The sequence below is a fragment of the Paraburkholderia flagellata genome, assembly GCF_021390645.1.
Classification (GTDB): domain Bacteria; phylum Pseudomonadota; class Gammaproteobacteria; order Burkholderiales; family Burkholderiaceae; genus Paraburkholderia; species Paraburkholderia flagellata.
The window spans coordinates 1085869-1098485 of the sequence record NZ_JAJEJT010000003.1; the positions used below are offsets into that span (position 1 = coordinate 1085869).

General features: G+C 63.3%; 14 protein-coding genes. 8 read left to right on the top strand and 6 right to left on the bottom strand.

The window, feature by feature from the left end:
- The first annotated feature begins 98 nt into the window (after positions 1–98).
- Positions 99–938, top strand: a complete 840-nt coding sequence (locus L0U83_RS28565; protein WP_233887499.1) for an intradiol ring-cleavage dioxygenase — start codon at positions 99–101, stop codon at positions 936–938.
- A gap of 1 nt (position 939) precedes the next feature.
- On the opposite strand, the gene L0U83_RS28570 is transcribed toward L0U83_RS28565, so the two are convergent.
- Complete coding sequence (locus tag L0U83_RS28570) at positions 940–2142, bottom strand: polysaccharide pyruvyl transferase family protein (RefSeq protein ID WP_233887500.1); 1203 nt, start codon at positions 2140–2142, stop codon at positions 940–942.
- A 167-nt stretch (positions 2143–2309) separates the two neighbouring features.
- Here L0U83_RS28570 and L0U83_RS28575 point away from each other — a divergent pair, with 167 nt between their 5' ends.
- Entirely contained in the window at positions 2310–2735 is a 426-nt protein-coding gene (locus L0U83_RS28575; RefSeq protein WP_233887501.1) for a Fur family transcriptional regulator, read from the top strand.
- 26 nt (positions 2736–2761) lie between these two features.
- Here L0U83_RS28575 and L0U83_RS28580 read toward each other — a convergent pair whose 3' ends face one another.
- Positions 2762–3028, bottom strand: coding sequence for a zinc-binding dehydrogenase (locus L0U83_RS28580; RefSeq protein ID WP_233887502.1), 267 nt, complete (start codon positions 3026–3028; stop codon positions 2762–2764).
- A gap of 173 nt (positions 3029–3201) precedes the next feature.
- Here L0U83_RS28580 and L0U83_RS28585 point away from each other — a divergent pair, with 173 nt between their 5' ends.
- Positions 3202–3639 (top strand): PRC-barrel domain-containing protein, encoded by a 438-nt coding sequence (locus tag L0U83_RS28585; RefSeq protein ID WP_233887503.1) that lies wholly within the window; start codon positions 3202–3204, stop codon positions 3637–3639.
- A 92-nt stretch (positions 3640–3731) separates the two neighbouring features.
- Here the strand turns inward: L0U83_RS28585 and L0U83_RS28590 are convergent, their stop codons facing one another.
- Positions 3732–4580 carry an urea carboxylase-associated family protein gene (locus tag L0U83_RS28590; protein ID WP_233887504.1) on the bottom strand — a complete coding sequence of 283 codons (849 nt, stop codon included), beginning with the start codon at positions 4578–4580 and terminating at the stop codon, positions 3732–3734.
- Positions 4581–4791: 211 nt separating this feature from the next.
- Between L0U83_RS28590 and L0U83_RS28595 the strand changes: the two genes are divergently transcribed.
- The 3 genes from L0U83_RS28595 (at position 4792) to L0U83_RS28605 (ending at position 7239) form a co-directional block, all read left to right on the top strand.
- Positions 4792–5691, top strand: coding sequence for a LysR family transcriptional regulator (locus L0U83_RS28595; RefSeq protein ID WP_233887505.1), 900 nt, complete (start codon positions 4792–4794; stop codon positions 5689–5691).
- A 203-nt stretch (positions 5692–5894) separates the two neighbouring features.
- Positions 5895–6206: an antibiotic biosynthesis monooxygenase family protein gene (locus tag L0U83_RS28600; RefSeq protein ID WP_233887506.1), complete on the top strand. Its 312-nt coding sequence runs from the start codon at positions 5895–5897 to the stop codon at positions 6204–6206.
- Positions 6207–6225: 19 nt separating this feature from the next.
- Positions 6226–7239 carry a zinc-binding alcohol dehydrogenase family protein gene (locus L0U83_RS28605; protein ID WP_233887507.1) on the top strand — a complete coding sequence of 338 codons (1014 nt, stop codon included), beginning with the start codon at positions 6226–6228 and terminating at the stop codon, positions 7237–7239.
- 11 nt (positions 7240–7250) lie between these two features.
- Here the strand turns inward: L0U83_RS28605 and L0U83_RS28610 are convergent, their stop codons facing one another.
- Positions 7251–7802: a cysteine hydrolase family protein gene (locus tag L0U83_RS28610; RefSeq protein ID WP_233887508.1), complete on the bottom strand. Its 552-nt coding sequence runs from the start codon at positions 7800–7802 to the stop codon at positions 7251–7253.
- Between the two features lie 408 nt (positions 7803–8210).
- Here L0U83_RS28610 and L0U83_RS28615 point away from each other — a divergent pair, with 408 nt between their 5' ends.
- The gene (locus L0U83_RS28615) at positions 8211–9341 is read left to right on the top strand and encodes an MBL fold metallo-hydrolase (RefSeq protein WP_233887509.1); all 1131 of its coding nucleotides are present in this window, start codon (positions 8211–8213) and stop codon (positions 9339–9341) included.
- A 47-nt stretch (positions 9342–9388) separates the two neighbouring features.
- Here the strand turns inward: L0U83_RS28615 and L0U83_RS28620 are convergent, their stop codons facing one another.
- Both L0U83_RS28620 and L0U83_RS28625 read right to left on the bottom strand, forming a co-directional pair.
- Positions 9389–9613 (bottom strand): hypothetical protein, encoded by a 225-nt coding sequence (locus L0U83_RS28620; protein WP_233887510.1) that lies wholly within the window; start codon positions 9611–9613, stop codon positions 9389–9391.
- 242 nt (positions 9614–9855) lie between these two features.
- Positions 9856–10350, bottom strand: coding sequence for a MarR family winged helix-turn-helix transcriptional regulator (locus L0U83_RS28625; protein WP_233887511.1), 495 nt, complete (start codon positions 10348–10350; stop codon positions 9856–9858).
- A 198-nt stretch (positions 10351–10548) separates the two neighbouring features.
- Between L0U83_RS28625 and L0U83_RS28630 the strand changes: the two genes are divergently transcribed.
- Positions 10549–12570 (top strand): oxidoreductase, encoded by a 2022-nt coding sequence (locus tag L0U83_RS28630; protein WP_233887512.1) that lies wholly within the window; start codon positions 10549–10551, stop codon positions 12568–12570.
- Positions 12571–12617 lie beyond the last annotated feature (47 nt).

A 12617-nucleotide genomic window follows, 5' to 3' on the forward strand; every position in this document is an offset into this window, starting at 1 on the left:
GTACGCCTGCCGGCGCGAAATAAGACGTAATAGAAATGTAATCGTCATGCGCGCCTGGTCCGGTAGAGTCCCGCCATCACGCGCAATGCAGCACAACAATGACATCACGCCTGTCACGACGAGAATTCATCAAACTGACGATCGCACTCGGCACGACCGTTGCGACGCTCGAAACGAGCGCCACCGCCTTCGCGAGCGCCCCACCTTGCCGGCTCACGCCCGAGCAGGAAGTCGGCCCCTATTGGATCGACGGAGATCTTGTGCGCAAAGACGTCCGTGAGGGCAGGCCGGGCGTGCCGTTGACGCTCGACATCGTGCTCACCGATGCAAGAACGTGCGCGCCGCTCGTGGGCGCCGCGGTCGACATCTGGCAATGCGACGCGACGGGCGCTTACTCGGGCTATACGAAGATGGCGCTCCCGCCTCCGCCCGATTTCGATCCGAAGGCACCTGGCCGCCCGCCCGCGGGCTGGCACGCCGGTGGACCACCCACGCCGCGGCCCACTGACCACCAGACGTTTCTGCGCGGCATTCAGCACACCGATCACGCGGGCATCGTCACGTTCGAGACCATCGTGCCGGGCAATTATCCGGGGCGCACCAACCACATTCATTTCAAGGTTCGCACGGCAAGCGCGCTGCAGCCGCAGCGTACTCAGGCTTCGCATGTTTCGCACGTCGGCCAGGTGTTCTTTCCCGAGCCGTTGATGGTGACGTTGATGCAACTCGATCCGTATCGCGAGCATGCGATCCAGCGCACCACGCAGAGCGAAGACCCGGTTTTCGTCGATCAGTCCGGCGCGACGATGATCGCAAGCGCGAGCCCGTTCGCCGCTGAGGGGCGCGTAAATGGGTTGCGAGCACGCGTGAGCGCGGTCGTCGATCCCGATGCGCAGCCTAAGCCGGTCGAACCGTTCCCCGGGCCTGCGCCGCGCTGATTCATCCTGCAACCACGGTTTCGAATTCCATGCGATACCGTCGTGCGAGCGCGGATGCGGTTTCGCGCAATGTTTCGCAATCGGTCGCCAGTGCATTGGCAACCGCATCGGCAAGATTGCCCAGATGAACGACGCCGGCGAGACCCGCTGCTTCCCATGTCCGCACATAAGCCGCATGCTTGCTACTCGCTGAAGAATGATCAGGATGACTGATATTGATGCGGGGAAGCGCATAAGCCATCGCAACGATACGACCGTGCAGGCTGCTGCCGCAATAAATCCGGCTGCCAGCGATCAATGCACAAATGTCCCAGAGGTTCAGCGAATCGAACACGCGAACGCGGGCCGCGCGCAGTCGAAGCGCGAGCCGCTCATACACTTCCAGGTCGTCGTGCCAGGGGGCGGCGCCCGCGCGAAACAGCACGATACCCAGGCCGTGCGCCTGCGTCACGCGTTCGAGTTGAGTGGCTAGCGCATCGAGCGTCGCATCGTCGCCGAAGTCGGCGCTGAATTGCGCAACTGCATAACCGTCGGGGAACGCTTGCCGGACTTCGCACAGTGCGAGGTTTGCGGCGTGCCGGCGTATCGTCGTACCGAACAAGACAGCCGTCATCGTGGCGGGGTCCGGTATCAGGCGGGATTCGATGCCCCGTTGCGCGAGCAGCGCCTGGGTTTGACTGTCGCGCACGCTCACCGTGTCCGCGGATTGCAGCGCGGCGAGCACGTCGGCGCCCAACTGCGCGTCGCGTGCGTCGAGATCGACGCCTCCTGCTGCGTTGAACGAGAGATGCTTCACGCGCACGCCGGGCAACGCGGACTTCGAAAGCGCATACGGCGCGAGCGACGCCACGCCAACATGCTCTTGCGCCCACACGCGCCCGTTGCGCAGCCATTCACCCTCCGCGGCAATGAGCGCCGGCACGCGTTGCGGCGGCGCGAGCATCACAGCGGCTTCCCATGCATTGCAGGTCAACAACTCGCCGCCTGCGTGAATCACGTTCACGGCGCGGCCGCGCGCAAATGCGACGATATGCGAGAGCGCGACGGTGCACGGCCCGCCATCGCCATGCGAATCTCGCGCGGCGAGCCCGGCGAACAGCCGTTCGCGGCGAGGCAGCATGCGTGCCACCACCTGCGCGATCAGCAGATCGCCGAAGTTGTGCCGGTCGAACGCGCCGAAGATCACCGTGGGCGTGGCAGCCATGTGGGCCTCAGTTCGTGCTTCTGTTCGATAATCTTTCAATCTTTACGGCGCCGCAGCACACAGCGAGGCCAAGGCAGGCCGCAAAGTGTCGCGCACCATACTGACATAAGGAAACCTTAAGCAATTCTCGATGAAACTGTCGGCCTTGCCGACGTGTTTCCCATCGTATGAGAACGGTCTACTCCGAACTGAAGAGCGCGCGCCTGCGCCCGACGTCCAGCCGCGTGGCCGTGCTGAAGGTATTTCATGATGCGCCGCACGAGCATCTGACCGCCGACCAGGTCTTTCGCCGCATTGCAAAAGACGTGGAGCAATGCAGCCTCGCGAGCGTGTATCGCGCGCTTGCCCAACTGATGGAATCGTCCCTGCTCGACAGCACATGGGTTGGCGAAACGCGCGTGGTGTACGAGCTTGGGCGTGGCGCCCCGCACGCGCATCTCGTGTGCGAGAGCTGCAAGACTGTGGTCGATATCGACGAGCCCATGCTGCAGGAGCAGCACGCCTCCATTGCGGCGGCGAGGCACTTTCGCTATACGCATTCGAGTCTCGTTGTTTTCGGCCTCTGCGCGCAATGTGCCGCGGCTTCAACGTGAGCTGATTCGCGCCATCGGCGCAAGGTTCAGAGCCTGACGGCGAACTTTCCGAACTGCTCGTTCGATTCCAGATAGCGGTGCGCCTCGACGATCTGCTCGAAGGAGAAAGTCCTGGCCATTACGGGCCGCAGTGCGTCCGCTTCCACGCCTTCCAGAATGAAAGCTTTGGCGCGCGCCAACCAATCAGGATTGCCAATTACATCATGTACAAGATGCGCGGGCGACACCGCTGCTTGCACGATGCCGCGCGCCGCCTGCTCGAACATCATCACGTCGAACGCGAGCGGCAGCACGCGGTAGCCTGCCGCTCGATTTTACTGCGCCGTTTGCGCGTGCTTTGCGCCCGCGCGAGCAGCTTGAGCGCAGCGCCGCGCCATACCGGCTACCATGACATTCCGCCTGCAGGCTCGCAGTGACTCGCAACGACCTGCGCGGCGAAATAACCGGAATACAGGAGCGTAACAAAATGCTTTTCCGCAAGACGATGTTGGCCGTAGCCGTATTCGGCGCCGTGGTGGCCAGTGCCAGCGCGAATGCCCAGATCGCGGGCGCGCAGCCCTTGAGCGTTTCGGTCGAGCAGTCGCAGGCGCTGCTCGAAGGCTGGAGCGTGAAGAAGAGCGTGCTCGGCAAGCCCGTCTATAACGACGACAACGTGAAAATCGGCACCGTGCGCGATCTGATCGTTGCGCCGGACGGGTCGGTATCCGCTGCCATCGTTTCGGCGGGCGGCTTCCTCGGCGTCGGGTCGCACGACGTGGCCGTGCCCATCGCATCGCTCGACGTGCGCGAGGGCAATCTCTATCTGGCTGGCGCAACCAAGGAAGCGCTGAAGGCCACGCCCGCGTTCCAGTACGCGAAGATCGAATCGCCGCCGAAGCCGAAGAAGGTCGAGAAGCAGCAGTAAGCCACAGTAAGCTTCAGCGGCTGTACACCGTCGGGCCATGCGAACACTTGGGTGGGCGCATGGCCCGACGGCATTTTGCGCGACGGTTTTCCTCACCGCTTCCAGTCGGGCTGTTGCAGCGCCATGCCGTGCAGGCCACGATATTCGGCGACAGGCGGCGAAGACCAGCCTTCCAGCAGCGCTGGCGCGAGACGATAGATCTCGATGCCGAGCGGCCGGCAGACCTCCAGCGGATCGCGGGCGTCGGGTCCCCACATCGGCAGCGAAAGGTCACCGCCGGGGCAGGTTGAAAGCGCGCACAACAGGTCGATCTCGGCGAAAAACTCGAGATAGTCGCCCTTCTTCGCCGGGCAGGCCTTCATGAAGTATTTGTCCTCCAGATTCAGGCCGGTGCACTGGAACACGTTGAGCACATCGTGTACGTCGTATTCGGTGAGCCCATAGGGCGCGATGGCGCGCGTGAGATTCGAGTGGCAATGGAAATGGAAGTCTTCGCCGGTCAGCATGCGGTTCACGTAGGGGTCGCAGCGCGTACCGAGCAGGTCGTGAACGCGCCCGCCATGCTCGTCCACACCGTAGCCCGCGAGGCTGTCGTCCGTGATGGTGACGAGCGGGCGCAGGAAGGGCAGCGTGGACCACAGGCGGTCGAAGGTGCTCACGTGCGCCTGCTGGAGCTGGCGCGTGCGCGAAGCCCACATGCGTTCACGCGGATCGTGCCGGTTCCACAGATTGAGGTCGGCCACCTGTGGACCTTCGATCGTCACGATGCGGAACACGTGTCCAGCGGGGACGCTCCAGGCGTGGCCGGAGCGTATCGGCACGACCATGGATTCGATCAGCTCGCGCTGACCTTGCTCTTCCGCGATACGGCGGTAAAAGGGCTTGTTCACGTCGAGCGCGGAGCCCGTGGTCGACTGGTAGGCGGCGGGATAGTTCAGCATTGCCTCGTACTCCTGTATGAACGACCTGCGGTTCCAACTGGGAGTATAGAACCGCAGCTCGTTTCGCTGAGCCGCGCATGAGGTCCGCGCGCCCCACGCTTGCGCCATGGGGGGCCGCGCCGCGTGCGGCGGCATCGTGTACAGTTCGCTTACTCCATGACCGCGGCGCCGGCTTCCGAGGCGAGCGCAGCCCAACGAGACGCGACGGTACATGATCAGACTGGAAGACCTCGTCATCTTTATCAGTGCGGCGGACAACGGGAGCCTCTCGGCCGCCGCGCGTCAACTCGATCTCACGCCCGCCGTGGCGAGCGCGGGCCTGAAGCGCCTCGAAGCCGAACTCGGCGCGCGCCTGCTTGCGCGCTCCACGCGCAGCTTGCGCCTCACGCCGGACGGCGAGCGCTACCTCGAATACGCGCGCGGCGTCATGGAACAAGTGGAGGCCGGCCAGAACGCCGTGGCGCACGGGCGCAAGATGATCGGCGGCACCGTTTCGCTGTCGATTCCTTCCGACCTCGGGCGCAACGTGCTCGCGCCCTGGCTCGACGACTTCCAGGCGCAGCATCCCGCGGTGTCGTTCCAGGTGCATATTGGCGACCACGTGACCGATATGTTCCGCTCGCCGGTGGCCGTGGCGGTTCGCTACGGCGTGCCCGAAGATTCCTCTCTCGTCGCGCTGCCGCTCGCGCCCGAAAACCGGCGCGTGCTGTGCGCCGCGCCCGGCTATTTCGCGCGTCACGGCAAACCCGCCACGCCCGCCGATCTCATGCGCCACAACTGTCTGCGCTTCGCGCTGAGCGACACGCTGCACGACCGCTGGACCTTCTTTCGTGGCGGCGATGCCAGCGTCGTCAACGTGCACGGCGACCGCAGCAGCAACGACGGCGAACTCGTGCGCCGCTGGGCCGTGGCGGGGCATGGCCTTGCGTACAAGTCGCGTCTGGACGTGCTGGCCGATATCAAAGCGGGCCGCCTCGAAACCGCGCTCGACGCGTTTGCCGGCGAAGAAGCGCCGCTGCATCTCGTCTGCGCCCACCGCTCGATGCTCTCGCCAACCGTCAACGCGCTGCGCGATGTGCTGCGCGAGCGCATTGCCGCGTATCTCGACTGATATTCGATTCCGCAGTTAGTACGCTCGCTGGCCCGATCACCAACGGGGCGGGCCAGAATGCGCGCTTTTCGCCGCCTGATCTAGCGCTCTATCCCGCCCGCGATCTTCAAAGCCGCTTTGAAGCTGAATTCGTCATTTGCCGCTATGCGCGCCAAGCGTGCTGGCCGATTATTCATACCAACACGGACGGCACGGAGGCCCGGATGATCGTAGCGATTGGCCGCTTTTACCTGAGAGCAGACAAGATTTCGGATTTCGAGGCGGCCTGGCTGCGCGTATGCCCGCTGCTCACGAACAAGCCGGGCTATCGCTGTCATCGCCTCGGTCCGCAGTGCGAAGACGAAGGCTGCTACGTGCTGGAAGTGGAATGGGACAGCCTCGACGCGCAGAGCGCGTTCATGACGCACCGCGATTTCCAGACCTTCCTGCACGCGTTGTGGCCATACTTCTCCGCGGACCCCGACCTTTATCACTTCGAGCCGCTCGCGCAGCCGAGCCGGCTTCCCGCAATTTGACTGTCTGGAGATATTCACGATGAAAGCGATTGGTTACTACCGCAATCTCCCCATTAGCGACCCCGAATCGTTGATCGATCTCGAACTGCCCGATCCGCAACCGGGCCCGCGCGATCTGCTCGTCGAAGTGCACGCGGTGTCGGTCAACCCGGTCGACGTGAAGGTGCGTGCGAACGTGGCGCCCGAAAACGGCGACGCGAAAGTGATTGGCTGGGACGCGAGCGGCATCGTGCGCGCCGTGGGCCGCGATGTGACGCTCTTCAAGCCGGGCGAGCGCGTGTGGTACGCGGGCACGCTGCTGCGCCCCGGGACCAATAGCGAACTGCACGTGGTGGACGAGCGCATTGTGGGCAGCATGCCGCGAACGCTGAACTTCGCCGAGGCGGCCGCGTTGCCGCTCACCTCGATCACGGCGTGGGAACTGCTGTTCGACCGCCTCAAGGTGCCCGAGGGCACGGCGCCGTCCGGCGACTCGCTGCTCGTGATCGGCGCAGCGGGGGGCGTGGGCTCGGTGCTCGTGCAACTGGCGCGCAAGCTCACGGACCTCACGGTGATCGGTACGGCGTCGCGGCCCGAAACGTCTAAGTGGGTAAGCGAACTGGGCGCGCATCACGTCATCGATCATACGAAGCCGCTTTCGCACGAGCTCAAACGCATCGGCATGGAAGGCGTGGACTATATTGCGAGCCTGAACCAGACCGATCGTCACTTCGACGAGATCGTCGCCTCGATCAATCCGCAGGGGAATATCGCGCTGATCGACGACCCGGAGCTGTTCGACTTCCGCAAGCTCAAGAGGAAGAGTGTGGCGCTCCATTGGGAATTCATGTACACGCGCTCGATGTTCGACACGAAAGACCAGATTCGTCAGCACGAGCTGCTCAACCGCATGGCAACGCTCATCGACGAAGGCGTGTTGCGCACGACGCTCAACGAGAGCTTTGGGACCATCAACGCGGCGAACCTGCGCCGCGCGCACGAACTCGTGGAAACCAATCGCTCGCGCGGCAAACTCGTGCTCGAAGGATTTTAAATAGCGGACTGCTAAAGGAATCCGAACGCACAATCTGCCGTGCTCACGAGCTTGACGAACGGACCGCTCAAGGTGCGGTTATGGTGCTCGATAATTGACGCGGCGCTCAGCGCGGGCGTATCCATGGTCGTGTGGGCGTCCGCGACGAGCAGCGCCTGAAAACCTAGGTCGCCCGCTGCGCGGCAGGTCGAGTCCACGCAGTACTCCGTCTGCATTCCCGCGATGACGAGTTCGCCGACATTGGCGTACGCGAGTTGTTGCGCGAGATCGGTGCCGGCAAAGCAACTGGGGCGACGCTTCTCGAACACACTGTCGATATCCGGGTCGATGGCGAGCGCCGGCAGCAATTGCGTGAGTGGGCTGCCCGGCTCGATGGGCGAGCCCGGTGGCCCGACGTGGCGCACCGCGAAGACCGGCGCGCGAGCCTTGTGGGCTCGCGCAATCAATTCGGTGATATTGGCAAGCACGCGCTGACCGTCAAACGGCGTATTGGGGCCGTTGAACAAGCCTTCCTGCATATCGATGACGAGAAGGGCGCGTCGGTCGCGAGCGAGGCTAGCCATGGTGGTTCTCCGGTAGTTGTGCCCGCAACGCACGGAGAAACGACAAGGCCCCGTCCATTGCTGGCGGGGCCTTGTGATCGATACGAAATCTAACGTGCGCGCACCGAACTCACGACCCGCCGGAAGCGGTCGTGGTAGTCGTCGAGGTGAGCATGTGCGCGTTCATGAGGACGATCATGCAGGAGGCGACCTGGGGCGTCAACTGTATTGCGCTCGTTGCCTGCACACCGATGCGCGTGCGTTGTGCCCGCACGCTTACGGGCCCACACGATTCGCATGACAACGACCTTTCGATTCGATGAGTGCGCCGCGCGAGTGTGTGGTAACGCACATTCGCGTCGACCTTCGCATCGGGAACAAGGGTCCGTCACCTACCATGCGGTGAGTCGCGAACGAGGGAGGTCGACAATGAATGACCGATATCTGGGTAACTGGTCGCGACGCAGAATACTGCGCGCCGGCGGATTCAGCGCGCTAGGGGTGCTGGCGGGAGCGATGTTCGGCGAATCGCGGGTCGCGTTTGCCGAACCGCTGAGCGGACCGGTGCCCGTTGTCGATCGCGTATCGGTGCGCGTGGTCACCGACTCGTCGTATTCCGCGCTGGAGAGCAGTCGCCGCATCGGCAACGTCGATGTGCAGCGCTTTGGCCTCGCGCTCGGGCAAGATCAGCCGCCACGCCTTGCCATCGAAAACGAATGGGGGCTCTCGATGCATGTCGAGTCCGCGCAGGCGGACCAGATCAGGCGCATCCTGATCGACTTCGGCTACACGCGCGAGACGTTGAATAATAACATCGCACTCCTGAAGATCGACCCGGCGCAACTCGATGCGCTGTTGCTGACACACGGCCACTACGACCACTTCGGCGGCATGGTCGGCTTTCTCCAGGCGAACCAGGGCAAGCTGAAAGCGAAGCTGCCCATTTATCTGGGAGGCGAGGAATGCTTCTGCACGCGCGAGATCGGCGTGCGTCAGTTCGGTTCGCTCGACCGGCAAGCCATGCGCGACGCCAATCTGAACATCGTCTTCGCAGAGCACCCGGCTGTCGTGGCGGGTCATGCGTTCACCACGGGCTGGATTCCCCAGACCACGTTCGAGAAGCCGCTCAATCCGAGCAACATGACCGTTGGCGTCCAAAACGGCGTGGGCTGCGCCGCGGACAAACTACCGGCTGCCAAGCAAAACGCCACGACAATTCCCGACGATTTCCAGCATGAGCAGGGCACCGCGTATATGGTGAAAGACAGAGGTCTCGTGGTGTTGACTTCGTGCGCGCACCGGGGCGTGCTCAATACCGTCAAGACGGCGATGAAGGTGTCGGGCGTCGACCACGTGCACGCGATCCTCGGCGGCTTCCATCTTGCGCCGCAACCGCCGGAGTATCAGCAGGCCACCGTGGACGTGCTCAAGGAAATCAATCCGGACTACATCGTTCCGATGCATTGTTCCGGAGAAGTGTTCTACTCGATGGTGACTCAGGCCATGCCGGGAAAGGTGCTGTGGTCATCCACGGGCACACGCTTTACCTTCGGCGCCTGATAAGGGAGGCTGCTCGACGGCGATCATCGCCGTCGAGCGCTCGCGCGTCAGCGCGAAGTTTCGGGGCGCTTCCAGTGCGTGTTGGCTTGCTTGTCCGTAATGCGGACCTTGGCCAGCAGCGGCTTGTAGCCACGCAGGACGATCTCGCTGATCGCGAGAAGCTCCGAGCGAAAGATGTTGTCGGCGAACTTGCTGCCGTCCGCGAATTCCAGGGCGTAGCCATCGATTGGCCCCCATTGGCCTCTCGGTAACGGTTCGATATACACGTCCATGATGCGTCTCCATTGAATAACAAGCGAATAAGAAGCGTCGTCAGTTTCAGTCTATCGCAGTGAAAGACGACTTCCCTGCCGCTTTGCTGTACTGCAATTTCCTTGCTGTTCAATGGCTTACGTGATGTCTTTCACGATAAGAGAAGGTGTCCTTCCATGTGCAATAGCTGGCCCGCATTCGGACATGCGGAATTTGCACACGCCGGGCGCGCATTGCACGATATGAAAGCGCGAGAGTGCAATCACTCCGGCTCGCGCTGCGACTGATCGTCCAGGTCAATCTCGTCCATGCCCTTGTTGAGTTGATTCAGGAAATGCACGAGCGAAACCTTGTCGTCGAAGCGAAAGCTAGCGAGCGCCTGGCGATAGAACTCGTAGATCTTCGGCTGCAGGCTTTCCCAGAACACTTTGCCTTGCTCGGTGAGCACGACCTTTTTCGCGCGCCGGTCCTCGGTGTCTGCTACGCGCAGCACGTGCTCATCGCGCTCCAGACGCTTGAGTACGCCGTCGAGACTCTGGCGGCTCACCACGAGATAGTCGGTCAACTCGGAAAACGACATGCCCTGCGCCACCTGCGGGCGCGAAAGCGCGCCCAACACCGACCACTGCACGGTCGTGATGCCGAGCGCCTTGGCCGTCTGCCGGTCAAGCGTGTTGCCTGCCTGGAACAGCCGGAAGAACAACCGGTTGTGAATGGACGAGACGGATTGGTCGTACGAAGGGTCGTTCTGGGTCATGGGCGCCTTTCGGTCCCCGCGCGAGTGCGCAGGCAATGAGACAAATACCTGATACGAAAATAGTGAAGGGAAGTGAGCGCGCGGTCCATTTGGGCAATACCCCTCCTCGAGCCTTCAATATATATCATGATGTTGACGTAATTAGGGGCCTCGCCTAGAGTGTGAAAACGACGCACGAGAATAGCAAGAGACAATCCCATGGCGACCTGTGACCGGCTTTTGACCCCGCTTCGCGTCGGCGCGACGCTGCTCCCCAACCGCATGGTGATGGGCGCAATGCACACGCGGCTCGAAACACTCGACCGTCCGCACGAGCGCCTCGCCGCGTTCTATGCGGCGCGCGCGGCGGGGGAGATCGGCCTCATTCTGAGCGGCGGGTTCGCGCCGAATCCCGAAAGCGTGATGGAGGCGGGCGGCCCGCTGTTCAATCGCGAGGAGCAGCTCGACGAGCATCGCGTCGTGACTCGCGCGGTTCATGAGGTCGGGGGAAAGATCGTGCTGCAGATTCTGCACGCGGGCCGTTATGCGAAAGTGCCCGAGTGTGTGGGGCCCACGGCCGCCAAGGCGAGAATCAACGCGTACGCGCCGCGCGCGCTCAGCACGCACGAGGTGCGCGCCACGATTGCCGATTTCGCCCGCACGGCGGCGCTGGCGGTTCAGGCCGGCTACGACGGCGTGGAGATCATGGGCTCGGAAGGCTATCTCATCAACGAGTTCACGGCCGCGCTCACCAACGCGCGCGACGACGAATTCGGCGGCAGCTTCGCAGGCCGCATCCGCTTTGCGCTCGATATCGTGCGCGCCGTGCGCGCGGAAATGGGCCGCGAGCCCATGCTGATCTACCGCATCTCTTCCATCGACCTCGTGGAAGGCGGCATGAGCGGCGCCGAAATCGCGGCGTTCGCTAAGGAGATCGAAGCGGCCGGCGCGGATCTCATCAACACGGGCGTGGGCTGGCACGAGTCGGCCGTGCCGACCATCGCGGCGTGCGTGCCGCGCGCGGCCTGGCGCGACGCGATTCGCAACGTCAAAGAGGCGGTATCGATTCCGGTGATGGCGTCGAACCGCATCAACATGCCCGAAGTCGCGGAAGAACTGATCGCCTCCGGCGTAGCCGATCTCGTTTCGATGGCGCGCCCGCTGCTCGCCGATCCGGACTTCGCAAAGAAGACCCGGCTCGGGATGGCCGACGAAATCAACACGTGCATCGGCTGCAATCAGGCGTGCCTCGACCGCATCTTCACGCAACGCACGGCTACGTGCCTCGTCAATCCGCGCGCCGGGCGCGAGATCGAATTCGCGGCAGGCAAGGCCCAGCAGCCCAAACGCATTGCGGTCGTGGGCGGCGGACCGGCGGGTATGGCGTTCGCGATCAACGCGGCTGAACGCGGCCATCAGGTGACGTTGTTCGAAGCCCATGCGCGGCTCGGCGGTCAGTTGAATCTTGCGAAGGTCGTGCCCGGCAAAGCCGAGTTTCACGAGATGCTGCGTTATTTCGAGGTCCGGTTAAAGCGCCTCGGCGTAGCAGTGCGGCTTGGACACGCGGCCACTGCGCAAGCGCTCGCAAGCGAAATGTTCGACGAAGTCGTCATCGCCACGGGCGTCACGCCGCGCGTGCCCGATATCGTCGGCGTCGATCATCCGAAGGCGGTGTCGTATATCGACGTGCTCACGGGCAAGGTCGAGGTGGGCGCGCGCGTAGCGATCATCGGCGCGGGCGGCATAGGCTTCGACGTGGCCGAGTATCTGTTGGGCGACGCGCAGGAGTCGCTGGACCGTGGCGTGTTTTTCCGCGCATGGGGCGTCGATCCCGCGAATGCGGATGCGGGCGGCCTTGCGCGGGTCGACGCGCATGGCGCGCCGCGTCGCAGCGTCCATATGTTCCAGCGTAAGGCACAGCCGCTAGGCAAGGGGCTCGGTAAATCGACGGGATGGATCCTGAAGGCGCGTTTGCGCAAGGCGAACGTGATGATGACGTCAAGCGTGACTTACGACGCGATCGACGACGAAGGCCTGCACTACCGCGTGGATGGCGAGCCGCATGTGCTCGCCGTGGATCATGTCGTATTGTGCGCAGGGCAGCATTCGAACCGCACGCTCTACGATGAGCTCGTCGCGCGCGGCGTAAAACCGAAGGTGATAGGCGGCGCGGATGTCGCGGCCGAACTGGACGCGCTGCGCGCCATCGACCAGGCCACGCGGCTCGCGATGACGCTGTGATGCCGCGCGACTTCGGCGCGTAAAATGCGAAGGATTCGTGCAATCCA

Coding starts and splice junctions, on each gene's coding strand:
- L0U83_RS28565 (WP_233887499.1), top strand. CDS start 99: ATGACATCACGCCTGTCACGACGAGAATTCATCAAACTGACGATCGCA.
- L0U83_RS28570 (WP_233887500.1), bottom strand. CDS start 2,142: ATGGCTGCCACGCCCACGGTGATCTTCGGCGCGTTCGACCGGCACAAC.
- L0U83_RS28575 (WP_233887501.1), top strand. CDS start 2,310: ATGAGAACGGTCTACTCCGAACTGAAGAGCGCGCGCCTGCGCCCGACG.
- L0U83_RS28585 (WP_233887503.1), top strand. CDS start 3,202: ATGCTTTTCCGCAAGACGATGTTGGCCGTAGCCGTATTCGGCGCCGTG.
- L0U83_RS28590 (WP_233887504.1), bottom strand. CDS start 4,580: ATGCTGAACTATCCCGCCGCCTACCAGTCGACCACGGGCTCCGCGCTC.
- L0U83_RS28595 (WP_233887505.1), top strand. CDS start 4,792: ATGATCAGACTGGAAGACCTCGTCATCTTTATCAGTGCGGCGGACAAC.
- L0U83_RS28600 (WP_233887506.1), top strand. CDS start 5,895: ATGATCGTAGCGATTGGCCGCTTTTACCTGAGAGCAGACAAGATTTCG.
- L0U83_RS28605 (WP_233887507.1), top strand. CDS start 6,226: ATGAAAGCGATTGGTTACTACCGCAATCTCCCCATTAGCGACCCCGAA.
- L0U83_RS28610 (WP_233887508.1), bottom strand. CDS start 7,802: ATGGCTAGCCTCGCTCGCGACCGACGCGCCCTTCTCGTCATCGATATG.
- L0U83_RS28615 (WP_233887509.1), top strand. CDS start 8,211: ATGAATGACCGATATCTGGGTAACTGGTCGCGACGCAGAATACTGCGC.
- L0U83_RS28620 (WP_233887510.1), bottom strand. CDS start 9,613: ATGGACGTGTATATCGAACCGTTACCGAGAGGCCAATGGGGGCCAATC.
- L0U83_RS28625 (WP_233887511.1), bottom strand. CDS start 10,350: ATGACCCAGAACGACCCTTCGTACGACCAATCCGTCTCGTCCATTCAC.
- L0U83_RS28630 (WP_233887512.1), top strand. CDS start 10,549: ATGGCGACCTGTGACCGGCTTTTGACCCCGCTTCGCGTCGGCGCGACG.